Annotated in this window: 17 protein-coding genes; 6 read left to right on the forward strand and 11 right to left on the reverse strand. The window is 62.8% G+C overall.

The window, feature by feature from the left end; translation table 11 throughout:
- Positions 1-85: 85 nt before the first annotated feature.
- Positions 86-1,057, reverse strand: a complete 972-nt coding sequence (locus RX328_RS01900; RefSeq protein ID WP_213250960.1) for a tyrosine recombinase XerC — start codon at positions 1,055-1,057, stop codon at positions 86-88.
- Between the two features lie 173 nt (positions 1,058-1,230).
- Here RX328_RS01900 and RX328_RS01905 point away from each other — a divergent pair, with 173 nt between their 5' ends.
- Positions 1,231-3,441 (forward strand): primosomal protein N', encoded by a 2,211-nt coding sequence (locus RX328_RS01905; protein WP_213250961.1) that lies wholly within the window; start codon positions 1,231-1,233, stop codon positions 3,439-3,441.
- 281 nt (positions 3,442-3,722) lie between these two features.
- Here the strand turns inward: RX328_RS01905 and RX328_RS01910 are convergent, their stop codons facing one another.
- Complete coding sequence (locus RX328_RS01910) at positions 3,723-4,214, reverse strand: septal ring lytic transglycosylase RlpA family protein (RefSeq protein WP_213250962.1); 492 nt, start codon at positions 4,212-4,214, stop codon at positions 3,723-3,725.
- A 667-nt stretch (positions 4,215-4,881) separates the two neighbouring features.
- Here RX328_RS01910 and RX328_RS01915 point away from each other — a divergent pair.
- The 5 genes from RX328_RS01915 (at position 4,882) to RX328_RS01935 (ending at position 9,959) form a co-directional block, all read left to right on the forward strand.
- On the forward strand, positions 4,882-5,442 hold the full coding sequence (locus RX328_RS01915) for a F0F1 ATP synthase subunit delta (RefSeq protein ID WP_213250964.1): 561 nt from the start codon (positions 4,882-4,884) through the stop codon (positions 5,440-5,442).
- The gene (gene atpA, locus RX328_RS01920; RefSeq protein WP_213250966.1) at positions 5,442-6,971 is read left to right on the forward strand and encodes a F0F1 ATP synthase subunit alpha; all 1,530 of its coding nucleotides are present in this window, start codon (positions 5,442-5,444) and stop codon (positions 6,969-6,971) included. Before RX328_RS01915 ends, atpA begins: the two co-directional genes overlap by 1 nt.
- Positions 6,972-7,065: 94 nt before the next feature.
- Entirely contained in the window at positions 7,066-7,947 is an 882-nt protein-coding gene (locus RX328_RS01925) for a F0F1 ATP synthase subunit gamma (protein WP_213250968.1), read from the forward strand.
- A gap of 54 nt (positions 7,948-8,001) precedes the next feature.
- Positions 8,002-9,444, forward strand: a complete 1,443-nt coding sequence (gene atpD / locus RX328_RS01930; protein ID WP_057842602.1) for a F0F1 ATP synthase subunit beta — start codon at positions 8,002-8,004, stop codon at positions 9,442-9,444.
- Between the two features lie 107 nt (positions 9,445-9,551).
- The gene (locus RX328_RS01935; protein ID WP_057842603.1) at positions 9,552-9,959 is read left to right on the forward strand and encodes a F0F1 ATP synthase subunit epsilon; all 408 of its coding nucleotides are present in this window, start codon (positions 9,552-9,554) and stop codon (positions 9,957-9,959) included.
- A 137-nt stretch (positions 9,960-10,096) separates the two neighbouring features.
- Here RX328_RS01935 and RX328_RS01940 read toward each other — a convergent pair whose 3' ends face one another.
- From RX328_RS01940 to RX328_RS01980, 9 genes are all read right to left on the reverse strand, one after another.
- Entirely contained in the window at positions 10,097-11,179 is a 1,083-nt protein-coding gene (locus RX328_RS01940; RefSeq protein WP_249726301.1) for a trypsin-like peptidase domain-containing protein, read from the reverse strand.
- Between the two features lie 163 nt (positions 11,180-11,342).
- On the reverse strand, positions 11,343-11,672 hold the full coding sequence (locus RX328_RS01945; RefSeq protein WP_249726294.1) for a hypothetical protein: 330 nt from the start codon (positions 11,670-11,672) through the stop codon (positions 11,343-11,345).
- Between the two features lie 76 nt (positions 11,673-11,748).
- Positions 11,749-12,249, reverse strand: a complete 501-nt coding sequence (locus RX328_RS01950) for an Hsp20/alpha crystallin family protein (protein WP_213250972.1) — start codon at positions 12,247-12,249, stop codon at positions 11,749-11,751.
- A gap of 91 nt (positions 12,250-12,340) precedes the next feature.
- Positions 12,341-12,793, reverse strand: a complete 453-nt coding sequence (locus RX328_RS01955; protein ID WP_213250974.1) for an Hsp20 family protein — start codon at positions 12,791-12,793, stop codon at positions 12,341-12,343.
- Between the two features lie 192 nt (positions 12,794-12,985).
- A complete protein-coding gene (locus RX328_RS01960) occupies positions 12,986-13,300 on the reverse strand; it encodes a hypothetical protein (protein ID WP_213250976.1) in 315 nt (104 codons plus the stop codon).
- Positions 13,301-13,359: 59 nt separating this feature from the next.
- Positions 13,360-13,590, reverse strand: a complete 231-nt coding sequence (locus tag RX328_RS01965) for a hypothetical protein (RefSeq protein WP_213250977.1) — start codon at positions 13,588-13,590, stop codon at positions 13,360-13,362.
- Positions 13,591-13,752: 162 nt separating this feature from the next.
- A complete protein-coding gene (locus RX328_RS01970; protein WP_213250978.1) occupies positions 13,753-14,250 on the reverse strand; it encodes an RNA pyrophosphohydrolase in 498 nt (165 codons plus the stop codon).
- A gap of 152 nt (positions 14,251-14,402) precedes the next feature.
- The gene (locus RX328_RS01975) at positions 14,403-14,909 is read right to left on the reverse strand and encodes an RNA pyrophosphohydrolase (protein WP_213250980.1); all 507 of its coding nucleotides are present in this window, start codon (positions 14,907-14,909) and stop codon (positions 14,403-14,405) included.
- Positions 14,910-15,005: 96 nt separating this feature from the next.
- The gene (locus RX328_RS01980) at positions 15,006-16,205 is read right to left on the reverse strand and encodes a divergent polysaccharide deacetylase family protein (protein WP_213250982.1); all 1,200 of its coding nucleotides are present in this window, start codon (positions 16,203-16,205) and stop codon (positions 15,006-15,008) included.
- Positions 16,206-16,293 lie beyond the last annotated feature (88 nt).

Genomic DNA, 16,293 nt, shown 5'->3' on the forward strand with positions numbered 1-16,293 from the left:
TTGCCGGAACCGCAACGCGAGCGCAAGCGGTCACTCAAGAAACCATCGATGTGACGGGAGTGTGTCGGCGCGAGCGCCTAATAATTCATCCGCGCGGATGCGCGGTGCGGTACACTTCCAAGAGCCGCTCGCTGTCGATGCCGGTGTAGATCTGCGTGGTTGAGAGCGAGGCGTGGCCGAGCAGTTCCTGGATCGCGCGCAGATCACCGCCGCGGCTGAGCAGATGTGTTGCGAAAGAATGCCGTAGCGCATGCGGGGTGGCGCTGTCGGGCAGGCCGAGCGCGCCACGTAATCGCTCCATGGTGAGCTGGATGATTCGCGGGGAAAGCGGCCCGCCGCGTGCGCCGACGAAGATCGGGCCGGCCGGCGGTAATGAATGCGGGCACATCGCAACGTAATCGGCGATCAGTGCCAGCACGTTTTGCAGCACCGGCACCATGCGGGTCTTGTTGCCTTTGCCGGTGACGATAATGACGTCGCCTTCGCCGGTTCTTGGCACGTCCTGGCGCTTCAGTCCCAGCGCTTCGGAAATGCGCAGGCCTGATCCATAGAGCAGCGCCATCACCGCGGCGTCGCGCGCGAGAATCCAGGGATCGCGCTCCTCGCCGGCGCGCTCGTCGGCATCGGCAAAGCGTTTGGCGGCGGCCATCTGGATCGGCTTCGGCAGGCTTTTTGCAATTTTCGGCGCGCGGATCGCGGACAGAGCTCCGACCTTGCCCTTGCCCTCCCGTTCGAGATAGCGGCCGAACGAACGCAGGCCAGCCAGCGCCCGCATCAGCGAGCGCCCGGCGATGTCGTCGGCGCGACGCATCGCCATGAAAGCCCTGACGTCGGTGGCCTCCAGCGCCGCAAACTTCTTCAGCGTGACTTGGGTGCCCCAATGCTCGGCGAGGAAGGTGAGGCATTGGCGGAGGTCGCGGGCGTAGGCTTCAAGCGTCTTCGGCGACAGCCGCCGTTCGGCGCGCAGATGCGTCAGCCAGCGCGTCATCTCCTGCGCGAGGCCCTCGTCGGCGCATTCGAGCTCGACCGCTTGCAGTGCCGGAACTTCCCTGGCCATCATTCTTGCCTTCGAGAGCTTGTCTTGAGAGCTTGCCTTGAGAGCTTGCCTTGAGAGCTTGCCTTGGAGACGGTGATTCAGCGCATTATATCGCACCTCTTTCGTTTACCGTTCGCTAACTGGCCGGGGCGGCGCTAGCCTCGCTCCGAAAACCTCAAGCCTGATTCCCCCTGATGGACCACGCCACCCGCCAAACCAGCTCATCGGCCGCCTCGACCCGCGTCGTCGACGTGCTGGTGCCGGTCGCGCTCAATCAAAACTATTCCTACCGCGTGCCGCGCGGCATGGAGCTGAAGGCGGGCGATGTCGTTTGCGTGCCGCTCGGGCCGCGGGAGGTGGTGGCGGTGGTGTGGGCGGAGAACGCCAATCCCGATCCGCGTCTGCACAACCGCCTGAAGGACGTCGGCGAAAAGCTCGACGTGCCGCCGCTCAAGGAGGACTTGCGCAGCCTCGTCGATTGGGTCGCCAACTATACGCTGTCCGCGCGCGGCATGGTCCTGCGCATGGCTTTGCGGATGGGCGAAAATCTGGGACCTGAACGGATGCGCCTCGGCGTGCGGCTGGTGGGCCCAGCGCCGCAGCGCCTGACGCCAGCGCGGCGGCGGCTGATCGAGGTGCTGTCGGACGGCCTCTTGCACGGCAAGTCGGATGCGGCGCGAGAAGCCGGCGTCAGCTCAGGCGTGGTCGACGGCCTCGTCGATGAGGGGACCCTGGCCATAGAGGTGATGCCGCCGCCACTGGCGCCGCTGGCGCCCGATCCGTCCTTTGCGCAGCCGGAGTTTTCCCACCAGCAGCGCGCGGCGGTGGACATGATGCGAGCGCTCGCTGCCAACGGCACGTTCCACGTCGCGCTGCTCGACGGCGTCACCGGATCGGGCAAGACGGAAGTCTATTTTGAGGCGATTGCGGAAGTCGTCCGGCGCGGCAAGCAGACGCTGATCCTGATGCCGGAGATCGCGCTGACCGGGCAATTCCTCGACCGCTTTGCCCAGCGTTTTGGCGTGCGCCCGCTGGAATGGCACTCTGAACTGACGCCGCGCACGCGGCAGCGCAATTGGGCGGCGATATCGGCGGGTGAAGCGCCGGTCGTGGTCGGCGCGCGCTCGGCGCTGTTTCTGCCCTATGCGGATCTGGGCCTGATCATCGTCGATGAAGAGCACGACCAGGCTTACAAGCAGGATGACGGCGCGCATTATCACGCCCGCGACATGGCAGTGGTGCGCGCGCATATCGCCAAAATCCCGATAGTGCTGGCGTCCGCGACGCCGTCGGTCGAAACCGAAGTCAACGCGCGCAAGGGACGCTATCAGCGCGTCGCGCTGCCGTCCCGCTTCGGCGGCCAACACATGCCGCATATCGAAGCGATCGATTTGCGACGCGCTCCGCCGCCGCGCGGCCGCTTCATCTCGCCGCCGCTCGCCGAGCAAATTCGTTTCGCGATCGAGAAGCGCGAACAGGCGCTGTTGTTCCTCAACCGCCGCGGCTACGCGCCGCTGACGCTGTGCCGGGCTTGCGGCCATCGCTTCGCGTGCACGATCTGTGATGCCTGGCTGGTCGATCACCGCTTTCGCCAGCGGCTGGTCTGCCATCATTGCGGCTTCTCGATGCCGCGCCCAAATATCTGCCCGCATTGCCAGGCTGAGGAATCGCTGGTCGCGGTCGGCCCCGGCGTCGAGCGGCTGCAGGAAGAGGCGGCTGCGCTGTTTCCGGAAGCGCGCACCATGGTGCTGTCGAGCGATCTGATCACCTCGATCGAGACCATGCGCAGCGAGCTGAACGAGATCGCGGAAGGCCGCGTCGATATCATCATCGGCACGCAGCTGGTCGCGAAGGGCCATAATTTCCCGCGGCTCAATCTGGTCGGGGTGATCGATGCGGATCTGGGCCTCGGCAATGGCGATCCGCGCGCTGCTGAGCGCACTTTCCAACTGCTCAATCAGGTGATCGGGCGTGCGGGACGCGATCAGGGCCGCGGTGTTGGCTACTTGCAGACCCATCAGCCCGAACATCCCGTGATGAAGGCGTTGGTCGCTAACGACCGTGAGGCGTTTTACGCCAGCGAAATCGACTCCCGCGAGCGCACCGGCTATCCACCGTTCGGCCGGCTCGCCAGCCTGATCATTTCTGCGGGCGACCGGCCGACCGCGGAAGGCTTTGCGCGCCGCCTCGCCGCTGTGGCGCCGATCGACGAACGCATCCAGGTGCTGGGACCCGCCGAAGCGCCGCTTGCAGTGATCAAGGGCCGCTATCGGTTCCGGATCCTGGTGAAGTCGCTGCGCAATGTCGACCTCTCGGAATATTTGCGCGAGTGGCTCACCGCCGGGCCGAAGACCAAGGGCAACCTCAAGCTCGAGGTCGATGTCGATCCGCAGAGCTTTTTGTAGCTGCAGCAACGTCTCCCCCCCGTCATTGCGAGAAGCGAAGCGACGAAGCAATCCATCTCTCCTCATGCGCGGAGGGATGGATTGCTTCGCGGAGCCTGTCATCGGGGCGCGCGTTCGCGCGACCCGTTGGCTCGCAATGACGGGGAAATAGCTGTGAAAACAAAAAAGCCTGCCGTCATTTGCGACGGCAGGCCTTTGTTGCCGCGGAAGGTTCCGCGACGGTTACGCAACGCAACGCTTACGCGATCTGATGGACCGGAAACGGCGCGCGATCGCGCGCTTTACGAGACGACTTCGGCAGTGACGTGGCCAACGCCAGCGCCGGTCAGGCCGATGGCCCGGGCTGCGCCCTTGGAGAGGTCGAGCACGCGTCCTCGGATGAAAGGACCACGGTCGTTGATCGTGACGATGACGCTCTGGCCGCGATGGGTGACGCGGAGCTTGGTGCCGAACGGCAGCGAGCGATGGGCCGCGGTCATGGCGTTCTGATTGAAGCGCTGACCAGAGGCAGTTTTGCTGCCGGATTCATTGCCGTAAAAGGAGGCCTTGCCCGAGAAGCCGTGCCCGGAGCCCGACGGGCTGATCGAGGCATTGGCGTCCAGCCAATTGCTGCTCTTGGCCTTGTGAGCGTGGCTGGCGTGATGGCGGTGGTGCCTGGATTTTGCAGAAGCTTCGGTGACGGCGCCACCGACCAGGAGAGTTGCGGCGATCAAGGCGAGCGCCGTGCGCGACCGGGTTGGAGTTCCCGGCACAACTTTATTGGTATGCAACATTAAACTAGCCCTCAGATAGTATTGCCACATGCGTGGCAAATGGAACCCCCGTCCCAATTTCGGTGAGGGCCGTTTGATGAGGCAATGAGGCATGAATTGGGCAGTAAATCGGGAATGTCTCGGGCTGACATATCATGTTACCGAGATCGCTAATCGAGCGATATTCCGTAATCTTGCGTGTTAACGGAGTTTTAACCAATTCAATACTGCCAATTACTTGCGAATACGGTCATTCGCGTGCGTGGACAGATTAAGGTAAGTAAAGGGCAAATGGAGAGGATCAGGGCGGTTCGTTCCGAACGCTATCGGTCATAGCGGCCATGCAAATACGGGCGGAACAAATTGGCCAGTCGGGGACCACTCCAGATCGCGTGCACCGGCGGAGTCAAAATTCCGGCGCACCGATTCCCCATCAAACCGCATTCGACCCGGGCCTGAAACGGGGCCTGAAAATTGACGTGCGACAAGGCACCGCCTGAACACGCGGTCATGTTGCACCTGCGCGCTCGCTATGTTAGCAAAGCCGCGATTTTAACGATCCCGGCACCCCTCGTGCCGGTCGAAAATCGAAGTCCCGCTTGAATTCCAAGGGCTTGGATCGCTAGGCGCCGCTACCCGTGGCGACGGTTTTTCCCTTGCGAGTTTGACATCTGAAAAGAGCGTCTCTGTGGCTGCTGAAGATCCGTCCGTTTCGGGAGTGTCCGGCCGTTATGCTACGGCCTTGTTCGAGTTGGCGCGCGAGGAGAAATCCGTCGACGCGGTAAAGGCCGATCTCGATAGATTCGAGGCCATGCTGAACGAAAGCGCCGATCTCAAGCGCCTCGTCCGCAGTCCGGTCTTCTCGGCAGATGCGCAGGCCAAGGCGCTCAATGCCCTGCTCGACAAGGCTGGAATTACCGGCGTTTCCGCCAATTTCCTTAAGGTGTTGACCGCCAACCGCCGGCTGTTCGCAGTGGCCGATGTGATCCGCGCCTTCCGCGCGCTGGTGGCGAAGTTCAAGGGCGAGGCGACCGCCGACGTCACCGTCGCCGAACAGCTCAGTGACAAGAATCTCGACGCGCTGAAGACCGCACTGAAATCGGTGACGGGCAAGGACGTCGCGCTCAACGTGAAAGTCGATCCCTCCATCATTGGCGGCCTTGTGGTCAAGCTCGGCAGCCGCATGGTGGATAGCTCGCTTCGCACCAAACTCAATTCGATCAAGCACGCGATGAAAGAGGCAGGCTGATGGACATCCGCGCCGCGGAAATTTCCGCGATCCTCAAGGACCAGATCAAGAATTTCGGCCAGGAGGCTGAGGTCACCGAAGTCGGGCAGGTGTTGTCCGTCGGCGACGGTATCGCCCGCGTCTACGGTCTGGACAACGTTCAGGCCGGTGAAATGGTCGAATTCGAGAACGGCACCCGCGGCATGGCGCTGAACCTCGAAACCGACAACGTCGGTATCGTGATCTTCGGTGCCGACCGTGAGATCAAGGAGGGCCAGACCGTCAAGCGCACCCGCGCCATCGTCGATACGCCGGTCGGCAAGGGTCTGCTCGGCCGCGTCGTCGACGCGCTCGGCAACCCGATCGACGGCAAGGGCCCGATCCAGGCCGACAAGCGCATGCGCGTTGACGTCAAGGCGCCCGGCATCATTCCGCGCAAGTCGGTGAGCGAGCCGATGGCGACCGGCCTCAAGGCGATCGATGCGCTGATCCCGGTCGGCCGCGGCCAGCGCGAACTGATCATCGGCGACCGTCAGACCGGCAAGACCGCGATCGCGCTCGACACCATTCTGAACCAGAAGCCGCTCAACGCGCAGCCGGACGAGAACATCAAGCTGTATTGCGTCTATGTTGCGATTGGCCAGAAGCGCTCGACCGTTGCCCAGTTCGTCAAGGTGCTGGAAGAGCAGGGCGCGCTGGAATATTCGATCATCGTCGCCGCCACCGCATCCGACCCGGCGCCGATGCAGTACATCGCGCCGTTCACCGGCTGCACGATGGGCGAGTACTTCCGCGACAACGGCATGCACGCCGTCATCATCTATGATGACTTGTCCAAGCAGGCCGTCGCCTACCGCCAGATGTCGCTGCTGCTGCGCCGCCCGCCGGGCCGCGAAGCCTATCCGGGCGACGTGTTCTACCTGCACTCCCGCCTGCTCGAGCGCGCGGCGAAGCTCAACAAGGACCAGGGCTCGGGCTCGCTGACGGCGCTGCCGGTCATCGAAACCCAGGCCAACGACGTGTCGGCCTACATTCCGACCAACGTGATTTCGATTACCGACGGTCAGATCTTCCTCGAAACCGACCTGTTCTTCCAGGGCATCCGTCCGGCGGTGAACGTCGGTCTGTCGGTGTCGCGCGTGGGCTCCTCGGCGCAGACCAAGGCGATGAAGAAGGTCGCCGGCAAGATCAAGGGTGAGCTGGCGCAGTACCGCGAAATGGCGGCCTTCGCGCAGTTCGGCTCCGACCTCGACGCCTCGACCCAGCGCCTTCTGAACCGCGGTTCGCGCCTGACTGAACTATTGAAGCAGCCGCAGTTCTCGCCGCTGAAGATGGAAGAGCAGGTCTGCGTGATCTGGGCTGGCACCAACGGCTATCTCGACCCGCTTCCGCTCAACAAGGTGCGCTCCTTCGAGGACGGCCTCTTGTCGCTGCTGCGCGGCAAGAACGTCGAGATCCTCAACGGCATCCGCGACAGCCGCGATCTCTCCGACGATCTCGCGGCCAAGCTGAAGAGCGTGGTCGAAGGTTACGCCAAGACCTTTTCTTGATGATTTGCCGTTGCGGCCCGGCGGATAGCCGGGCCCGACGAAAGAGTGGCTTGCGGTCGGGTGCCAGACACCGGATCGCCGGGGTGAACTGAGAATGGCTTCACTTAAAGACATGCGTGTCCGCATCGCCTCGACCAAGGCGACGCAGAAGATCACCAAGGCGATGCAGATGGTCGCGGCCTCCAAGCTGCGACGCGCGCAGACTGCTGCCGAAGCGGCCCGGCCCTACGCCGAGAAGATGGATGCGGTGATTTCCAACATCGCCGCTGCTGCCGCTAGTTCGCCCGGTGCTCCGGCGCTGCTGGCCGGCACCGGCAGGGATCAGGTGCACCTCTTGCTGGTCTGCACCGGCGAACGCGGCCTGTGCGGCGCGTTCAATTCGGCGATCGTGCGTCTGGTCCGTGAGCGCGCGCTGTCGCTGATGGGCCAAGGCAAGGACGTCAAGATTTTCTGCGTCGGCCGCAAGGGCTACGACCAGCTCCGCCGCACCTTCGATAAGCAGATCATCGAGCACGTCGATCTGCGCGGGGTTCGCCAGCTCGGCTTCGTCAACGCCGAGGACATCGCCAAGAAGATCCTGGTACGGTTCGAAGCCGGCGAGTTCGACGTCTGCACGCTGTTCTATTCGCGCTTCAAATCCGTCATCGCACAGCTTCCGACCGCCCAGCAGGTCATTCCGTTGGTGGTCGAAGAGCCGGCCGCCAATGCCCGTCCGTCGATCGCTTACGAGTACGAGCCGGAAGAAGACGAGATCCTGACGCGGCTGCTACCGCGCAATCTTGCGGTGCAGGTCTTCCGCGCGCTGCTGGAGAACAATGCTTCTTTCTACGGCGCGCAGATGAGCGCGATGGACAACGCCACCCGCAACGCCGGCGAAATGATCCGCAAGCAAACCCTAGTCTACAACCGAACCCGTCAAGCCCAGATCACCAAGGAGTTGATCGAGATCATCTCCGGCGCCGAGGCGGCGGTCTAGCGCACGAACTAACCGACGGTCGTTCAAGTACAGAATTTCGAAGGAGAGCAATTCATGGCCACAGCAGCTAACCAGATCGGTCGCGTCACCCAAGTCATGGGCGCCGTTGTCGACGTGCAGTTCGAAGGTCATCTGCCGGCCATTCTCAATTCGCTGGAGACCAAGAACGGGGGCAACCGTCTGGTGCTGGAAGTCGCGCAGCACCTCGGTGAGTCCACCGTGCGCACGATTGCGATGGACGCTACCGAAGGTCTGGTACGCGGCCAGGAAGTGACCGATACCGGCGAGCCCATCGCAATTCCGGTCGGTGATGGCACACTCGGTCGCATCATGAACGTCATCGGCGAACCGATCGACGAAGCCGGTCCAATCAAATCCGAAGGCAAGCGCGCCATCCATCAGGAAGCGCCGACCTACACTGACCAGTCCACTGAAGCCGAAATTCTTGTGACCGGCATCAAGGTCGTCGACCTGCTCGCTCCCTACGCCAAGGGCGGCAAGATCGGCCTGTTCGGCGGCGCCGGCGTCGGCAAGACCGTGCTGATTCAGGAGCTGATCAACAACGTCGCCAAGGCCCACGGTGGTTACTCGGTGTTCGCCGGCGTGGGCGAGCGTACCCGTGAAGGCAACGACCTCTATCACGAGTTCATCGAGTCCAAGGTCAACGCCGATCCGCGCAATCCCGATCCGAGCGTGAAGTCAAAATGCGCGCTGGTGTTCGGCCAGATGAACGAGCCGCCGGGCGCCCGCGCCCGCGTCGGCCTCACCGGCCTGACCGTCGCTGAGCACTTCCGCGACCAGGGCCAGGACGTGCTGTTCTTCGTCGACAACATCTTCCGCTTCACGCAAGCCGGCTCGGAAGTGTCGGCGCTGCTCGGCCGCATCCCCTCGGCGGTGGGCTATCAACCGACGCTTGCCACCGACATGGGCGCGCTGCAGGAGCGCATCACCACGACGCATAAGGGTTCGATCACCTCGGTGCAGGCGATCTACGTGCCGGCCGACGACTTGACCGACCCGGCGCCCGCCACCTCGTTCGCTCACTTGGACGCGACCACGGTGCTGAGCCGCGCGATTTCGGAAAAGGGTATCTACCCGGCGGTGGACCCGCTCGACTCCACCTCGCGCATGCTCTCCCCGCTCGTCGTCGGAGAAGAGCACTATCAGACCGCGCGCATGGTTCAGCAGGTGCTGCAGAAGTACAAATCGTTGCAGGACATCATCGCCATTCTCGGCATGGACGAACTATCCGAAGAGGACAAGATCGCGGTGGCCCGCGCCCGTAAGATCGAGCGCTTCCTGTCGCAGCCGTTCCACGTCGCCGAAGTCTTCACCGGCTCGCCCGGCAAGTTCGTCGACCTCGCCGACACCATCAAGGGCTTCCGCGGCCTCTGCGAAGGCAAGTACGACCATCTGCCGGAAGCGGCGTTCTACATGGTCGGCACCATCGAGGAAGCCGTCGAGAAGGGCAAGAGGCTGGCTGCTGAAGCGGCCTAAGACTTCGTCATTGCCGGGCTTGACCCGGCAATCCATCGCCAAGAGGATTTCTTTTGATGGACCCGCGGGTCAAGCCCGCGGGTGACAGCAGAAAGAACGGAACGACCATGGCTACCTTTCATTTCGATCTCGTCTCTCCCGAAAAGCTCGCCTTCTCCGGCGAGGTCGATCAGGTTGACGTTCCCGGCGTGGAAGGCGATTTCGGCGTACTCGCCGGACATGCGCCGGTCGTGGCAGCGGTTCGTCCGGGCATCCTGACGATCACCGCGGACGGCGCGCACCAGAAGATCATCGTGCTCGGCGGTCTTGCCGAAATGTCGGAAAATGGACTGACTGTGCTGGCTGACGTCGCTACCTCGATGGCCGAGGTCGACCGCGCGCAATTCGCCGAGACCATCGCCGAGATGGAAGCCAAGCTCGCCGAGAAGGAAGGCACCGAGCTCGATCACGCCATCGAGCGGCTGGACCACTTCAAGAGCATCCAGATCGAGCTCAACGCCACCGCTATGCACTAAGCCCCGGGGCACCGCTCCGGGGCACAATGAAGACCCTGACACGCCAGCGCTCGTCACACGGTGACGGGCGCTGAGCTTTTTGCGGCAGTATTTCTCTCGCAAGGCTGCTCCCCAGGCACGGCTCGGAACCGCTCCAGCTAGCGTCGCTGAACCGAGCCGTTGCTCTGGCTGCTGCTTGCTTCGGTGGCCGGTCCCACCGCAACGGTAACGCTTTGCGGCGCGCCGGAACGCTCAACGGTCAATCGCACCTGTTCGCCTATCCGCGCGAGTCCGATCCGGTTTCTCAATTGCGCGGCAGAGTGAATGGGGCGGTCGTCCGCCTTCAGCACGATGTCGCCCTTACGCAGGCCTGCCAATTCGGCCGGCGAGCCCGGGCTGACTTCGGCAATCCGTGCGCCTTCGCTGCGTCCGCCGTCGGTCGCGGGATTTAGTTCGCGCAGGGAGATGCCGATCCGGCCACGCTCGACGCGGCCGTTCTCGACAATCTGTTCCATCACGCGCCGCGCCATATTGACGGGGATCGCAAAGCCGATGCCGACATTGCCGCCGGCCGGCGAAATGATCGCTGAATTGATGCCGATCAATTCGCCCTTCAGATTGACCAGCGCGCCGCCCGAATTGCCGGGGTTGATCGCGGCGTCGGTCTGGATGAAATCCTCATAACCCTGTTTGCCGAGCCCGGTTCGGCCAAGCGCGCTGACAAGGCCGGAGGTCACGGTCTGGCCAAGGCCAAACGGGTTGCCGATGGCGAGGACGAAATCGCCGACTTCGAGCGCGTCACTGTCGCCGAACGCGATCGCCTTCAATGCGGACGGCGATTGAATCCGCAACACCGCAATGTCGGTGCCGGGATCGCGCCCGACGACCTTGGCCAACAATTGCCGGCCGTCCTTGGTTTTGATCTGGACCGTGGCGACCTGGTCGACAACATGGTTGTTGGTCAGGACATAGCCTTTCTGCGCATCGACGATGACGCCGGAGCCGGTGGCGTTGATTTCCTTCTCGAGTTGCTTGGGTACGTCGAAAAACTCGCGGAATAGCGGATCGCGATAGAGCGGATTGTCCTGGCGGATCTTGCCGTGCACGGCGATGTTGACTACAGCCGGCGTGATCTCGCGCACCAAGGGCGCCAGCGTCGGTACTGTGCCGCCGGTTCGCAGGTTCGGAATTTGTCCCGAGGCCTGAGTTGGAATAGTCGCGGCGCCGACCAGGCCCGCCAGCACAATCGCGAAAAATCGGTTCACGTGGGTTCTCGTCCGCGGATTAAGAAGGGTTCTGGTCAGGAGCCGGCTTGCGGTGCCGCGCCGTGGTGCAAGGCAAGCCATGGCGCCGCCCACAGGGCGGCTGCGTGGTTGACCCATGCAATCGCCATAATGGTTGGTGTCAGCATGATGAGAGCCCCTGCAATACGGTTTTCCAACGCGGCCGCCATCGCGTGCTGATTTCTGCACGCGGCAGGATTTCTTCATCGCCGTCAAGCTGGCGCAGAGCGGCGAGGATATCGGCTAGGCGGATGGTGTGACCCATGCCCGGAATCTCGCGCAGGCTCGGGCAGGATTCGACCGCGAACATGTCGGATGCCCACGACGATAAGATCACCCGCTTCTCGGCGTCGGAAAGCTGCTCGTCGTTCAATACTTCATTTGGGGAGCCGTAATGTGCGGCGGGATGAAATAACGCAAATTCAGTGGTGCTCAGATCGGCCTTGCTCATCGACAGGGTCTCCTTGCTCTCCTTTCGATCGAGACGTTGGTGGTGGCGACGGCGCGCTGCGCCGCCGCCAATTTCGTCACTGATTGACGATGGGAATACGCTTGACGGCCGATTGCGCCTGTTCGGATTTCGGTAGCGTGATGGTCAGGACGCCGTCGTGGAATTTGGCTTCGGCCTTGTCTTCCTCGACGCCATCGAGCGGGATTTGCCGCTCGAACGCACCGTAGTAGCGCTCCGAGAAATATTTTCCGCCATTATCGGTCCGTTCAGATTTCTTCTCGCCGCGCAGCGTCAGAACGCCATTGGCGATCTCGACCTGAACGTCTTTTTCCGTCAGCCCAGGCAGCTCAGCCGACACCTTCAGCTCCTTGTCGGTCTCGTTGAGCTCGATGCGCGGCCATCCGAAGCGACCTTCCATCAGCGGACTGCCAAAGCGGGCAGGCATCCCGAAGCCGCGGAAGGCCTCGTCGAACAGCCGGTTCATTTCCCGGTGCAGGGTGAAGAAGGGATCGAAGCTGTCGCGCGTTGGCGCAAGCTCCTGGTTTCTCGACCAGGGGATCAGATCACGAAAAGCCATAATGTCCTCCTTACAGAGATTGTTGATGTTGCTTGCATTGGCTCGCGCGCGGCCGGTTATCCGCGTGCCGAGCCGGTACTGCCGAAGCGGCTTAAGCCGCCTTCTGCTCGATCTGGTGGGAAGCGCCGGCGTTGCCGATCGGGATGCGCCGCGGCTTCATCGCGTCAGGCACTTCGCGAACGAGATCGACGATCAAGAGGCCATCCTTGAACGAGGCCTGCTTGACCTGCACATAGTCGGCGAGATTGAACACCCGCCGGAACGGCCGCGCCGCGATGCCGTGATAAAGGTATTCGCGTTGCTCGGCGTCGGGCTTCTTGCCCTCGATGATCAGTGTGTCGCGTTCTGCGGTTACGGCAATATCGTCCATGCCGAAACCGGCAACTGCGAGCGAAATCCGGTAGGCGTCCTCGCCGCAGCGTTCGACATTATAGGGCGGGTAATTGTCGTCGGCCGAATGCCGCAAGCTGCTATCGAGCAGGTCGGCCAGATGATCGAAGCCGATCGTGGAACGCCACAGGGGCGAGAAGTCAAAGGTCCTCATAACCAAGTCCTCCTAAGAGCAAGATGGATACGAAGGAGCGTCGGACACCATCCGGCGCCCACTCAACTCGCCGGACCCAGGCTGGCATCCGGCACCGCTGTCGGCGGCAAAAATCGAATTAGAAATCGATCGAAAAGTTTCAAGACCGGCGGGCCAAATTTTCGGTGCACCGTCACGCCGGTGGTCGGATACTTAATCGGGCGTTAAGCCGCCCGACCCCGGTCCCGCCGATGCCGAAGGCGCGGTTCGCACAACCGGATGAAGCCGGGCGCGCGCAACAATTTGCCCAATATTGCGCCCCGAGTGCTGGGCCTGCATCTCATCCGGCCTTTGGCCGACGGCGAGCAGCATGAACAAGGCTCGGTAGCCATGATAGCGGGCCGCCGGCCGGCTGCGTTCCCTGCCGCTCATGATCGGCCTGCCGCTCTCGTCCGTTACCCGCCATTCCCAACTGCGGCGGCGCTTGGTTACGATCACGTCCTTCATGTCAGGCCACCATTGGGTCACGCCGGTTATTCCCGGCCCTGGCAAGACCAGCCGACAAGCGGCGCGCCGCCGTGGACATGTCAGGCTGCCGACGAGATCGGTGGCCCCGGTCTATGCGGATGCCGCCCCGGCGCCTGGAAGGTGAGCGGAAATGTAGAGGCAGCGAGTCGTTCCAGAGCCGACTGTTCTTCGGAGAGCCGTTTTTCGATGTACTGTTGTTCAAGCTCTGTCAGCCTGGTTTTAAGAAGCCGGCGATAACGGTCGATGTTGTTGCGGTGTGTACGCAAGCGGGCCAGTTTTTCGTCGATCATCTTCGTCGTTCCTTGACGGTCGCTTTCGTTCCTCTGCGTGAGTAAGAGCGGTGAAGCCGCTTTGCGCAAAAAATATTCAGCAACGAGCCGCTGTCAAGCGCCTCGCATCCGCCGTCTCGCAGACTCAGCTAAAACTAGGACCTTTTCGGTTCTGATTGGAATCTAGCGGGCGAATTCCGCGAACTGCTGCACCACCATCCGGTACACGTCGCGTCGGAACGGCACTACGAGGTCCGCGACACGGTCGAGCCGTTCCCAGCGCCAGGAATCGAATTCGGCCGGCTGGCCGTTGCGCTGTGTCAGCGGATCGATCTCGTCGTCGCGGCCGGTGAACCGCAATGCGAACCATTTCTGCCGCTGGCCGCGGAATTTCGCCAAGCGATGGTCGACTGGCCCATCATACGGCGGAAATTCGTAATTTATCCAATCGGTCTCGCCGAGGTATTCGGCGCTGACCGCCCCGGTCTCTTCCCAGAGTTCGCGCATGACGGCATCGCGCGGGTTCTCATTGGCGTCAATGCCGCCCTGCGGCATTTGCCATTCCAGACCCGGCAAGATGATTTCCGGCCCGTCGTCACGAAAGCGGCGGCCGATCAGCACCTGACCGGAGGTGTTGAACAGCGCGATTCCCACGTTGGGGCGATAGGGTTTGTCGGACATTGCAGCCGTCACTCCGGGCGCGCGCTGGCGCGAACTATGGTGCGTAATTGCGCACCTGAGAATCTCGAGATTCTCCGATGTGCACTTGCACATCGTAGTTCATGCTTCGTATGCCCCGGAACGACGGAGCACTGCTTGGAAGATGCGTCATGCTAACCGCCCGCAAGGCTGGCGAATTCCTTGACCACGCGTTCATAAACCGGCCGCTTGAACGGAACGATCAGGTTCGGGAGATTCTTCATCGGCTCCCAGCGCCAGCTCACGAATTCGGCCTTGTGCCCTCCGCCGCCGGGACTGGCGACGTTGATCTCGTTGTCCTTGCCGGTGAAGCGCACCGCGTACCATTTCTGCCGCTGCCCGCGATAACGGCCCTTCCAGGCGCGGCCTGCCACCGTGCGTGGAATGTCGTAGATCAGCCAATCCGGGACTTCGCCGAGCTTCTCCACCGAGCGAACGCTGGTTTCCTCGTAAAGCTCGCGCTTGGCGGCCTCCCAGGTGTCCTCGCCGGGATCGACCCCGCCCTGGGGCATCTGCCAGACGTGGGTTTCATCGACATGCTCGATGCCGCCGGCGCGCCGGCCAATGAAGACCAGCCCGGCCGCATTGATCAGCATCATGCCGACGCAGGTCCGGTAAGGCAGGTCCTCGTAGCGCGCCATCCCGTCAGGACTCCTTTGCCTGCAGCAAGTCCACCCGCAAACCGGCCGCGGCGGCGCAGTCCGAGGGAGTCCGGATTGCTGCCATCAGTTTGATCTCTAGCCTGATTTTGATTTCAGCATCGCCGTTGTCAATGGCACAAGCATGATGCCGCGGGCCTCAAGAGTCTTGATCCAGGCGGCAATCCGCTCGATCGAAACCGGTAGCGCCGAGGCGACGCCCACGGCCAGTCCGCGCTCCTTGGCGAGGGTCTCCAGTTTCACTAGCGTCCGGTCGATTTCGGCCGAGGTCGGCACCGCATCGATGGTGAAATCGGCCTTGGCGAAGGGCATCGATTGGGCTGCCGTCAGGGACGGCGCCGCGCTCCGCGGCGAGGAGCCGTCGTCGAGATAGCCGAGGCCGCGCTTGGCTGCCTCTCGGATGATCGGCTGCATCACCGTGTCGGTCGCCGTGAAACGCGCCCCCATGAAATTCGCGATCCCGGCATAGCCCTGGAACCGGCTGAGGTGCCAATACAGCCGGTCGATGTTCTGCTCTGGCGTCAGCGTCGTGAGCAGGGTCTGCGGGCCGGGATCATTATCGGGAAAATCGAATGGCTCCATCGGAACCTGCAGCAGGATCTCGTGGCGCTGCGCGCGGGCCCGCTCGGCCAACTTGGCGGGATCCGCCCCATAAGGCGTAAAAGCCAGAGTCACGGCCGGCGGCAGTTTCATGATGGCATCGGTCGTCTTGGCAGCGCCGACGCCGAGGCCACCGATGACGATGGCGACCACCGGCATCTTCGCGGCCTTGGTGCGGTCGGCATCGGCTGCGTAGACAGTGAAGGGTTTCAGACCATCGGCAACCGCCGGGATCATGCCGTAGCGCGACTTTTCCAGGAGCCGCTGATCGATGCCGGCCATCGCGGTTGCCGGCGCGGAGTCTGAGCCGGACTTGTCGGCGGCATCGCTGCCGATCACGACGTCCTGGCGCTTGCCGCTGGAGCCATCGATGATGGTCACGGTCTTACTATCGCCGGCCGGAGCCTGCTGGGATGGACTTTTTGCGGCTTGTTCGGTGTGGCCGGAAGCTGCCGGCTGCTTGTCGTCCCCCGCCGGCTTGCGCAATGCGACGCGCGCGACGGGCTCGCCACCCAGCGGATTGTCGGTAAACAGAGCGATCGTCAGGAAGGCGACCAGGAACAGGCCGAGCAGCATGGCCAGTGCCTGCACCGCGGTGAACGGCAGCCGAAACCGCCGCTTCTGGCGCTCCGTCTTCTGTCCAAGCGGCGTGCTCAGTTCGTCGGCCGTTTCCGTCATAGACCTCCCCGAATCACCCTCGCCGACGATACCACGAGGAGTCGGATCGGGCGCTGCGCCGCGCGCAAAAGCCGCCTGGCCGGGGCAG

It is taken from the genome of Bradyrhizobium sp. sBnM-33, assembly GCF_032917945.1.
In the GTDB taxonomy this organism is placed as follows: Bacteria; Pseudomonadota; Alphaproteobacteria; order Rhizobiales; family Xanthobacteraceae; genus Bradyrhizobium.

Bases quoted from the DNA above. Each gene is read 5' to 3' on its own strand.
- RX328_RS01900 (WP_213250960.1), bottom strand. From the start codon at position 1,057: ATGGCCAGGGAAGTTCCGGCACTGCAAGCGGTCGAGCTCGAATGCGCC.
- RX328_RS01905 (WP_213250961.1), top strand. From the start codon at position 1,231: ATGGACCACGCCACCCGCCAAACCAGCTCATCGGCCGCCTCGACCCGC.
- RX328_RS01910 (WP_213250962.1), bottom strand. From the start codon at position 4,214: ATGTTGCATACCAATAAAGTTGTGCCGGGAACTCCAACCCGGTCGCGC.
- atpA (WP_213250966.1), top strand. From the start codon at position 5,442: ATGGACATCCGCGCCGCGGAAATTTCCGCGATCCTCAAGGACCAGATC.
- RX328_RS01925 (WP_213250968.1), top strand. From the start codon at position 7,066: ATGGCTTCACTTAAAGACATGCGTGTCCGCATCGCCTCGACCAAGGCG.
- atpD (WP_057842602.1), top strand. From the start codon at position 8,002: ATGGCCACAGCAGCTAACCAGATCGGTCGCGTCACCCAAGTCATGGGC.
- RX328_RS01935 (WP_057842603.1), top strand. From the start codon at position 9,552: ATGGCTACCTTTCATTTCGATCTCGTCTCTCCCGAAAAGCTCGCCTTC.
- RX328_RS01945 (WP_249726294.1), bottom strand. From the start codon at position 11,672: ATGAGCAAGGCCGATCTGAGCACCACTGAATTTGCGTTATTTCATCCC.
- RX328_RS01950 (WP_213250972.1), bottom strand. From the start codon at position 12,249: ATGGCTTTTCGTGATCTGATCCCCTGGTCGAGAAACCAGGAGCTTGCG.
- RX328_RS01955 (WP_213250974.1), bottom strand. From the start codon at position 12,793: ATGAGGACCTTTGACTTCTCGCCCCTGTGGCGTTCCACGATCGGCTTC.
- RX328_RS01965 (WP_213250977.1), bottom strand. From the start codon at position 13,590: ATGATCGACGAAAAACTGGCCCGCTTGCGTACACACCGCAACAACATC.
- RX328_RS01970 (WP_213250978.1), bottom strand. From the start codon at position 14,250: ATGTCCGACAAACCCTATCGCCCCAACGTGGGAATCGCGCTGTTCAAC.
- RX328_RS01975 (WP_213250980.1), bottom strand. From the start codon at position 14,909: ATGGCGCGCTACGAGGACCTGCCTTACCGGACCTGCGTCGGCATGATG.
- RX328_RS01980 (WP_213250982.1), bottom strand. From the start codon at position 16,205: ATGACGGAAACGGCCGACGAACTGAGCACGCCGCTTGGACAGAAGACG.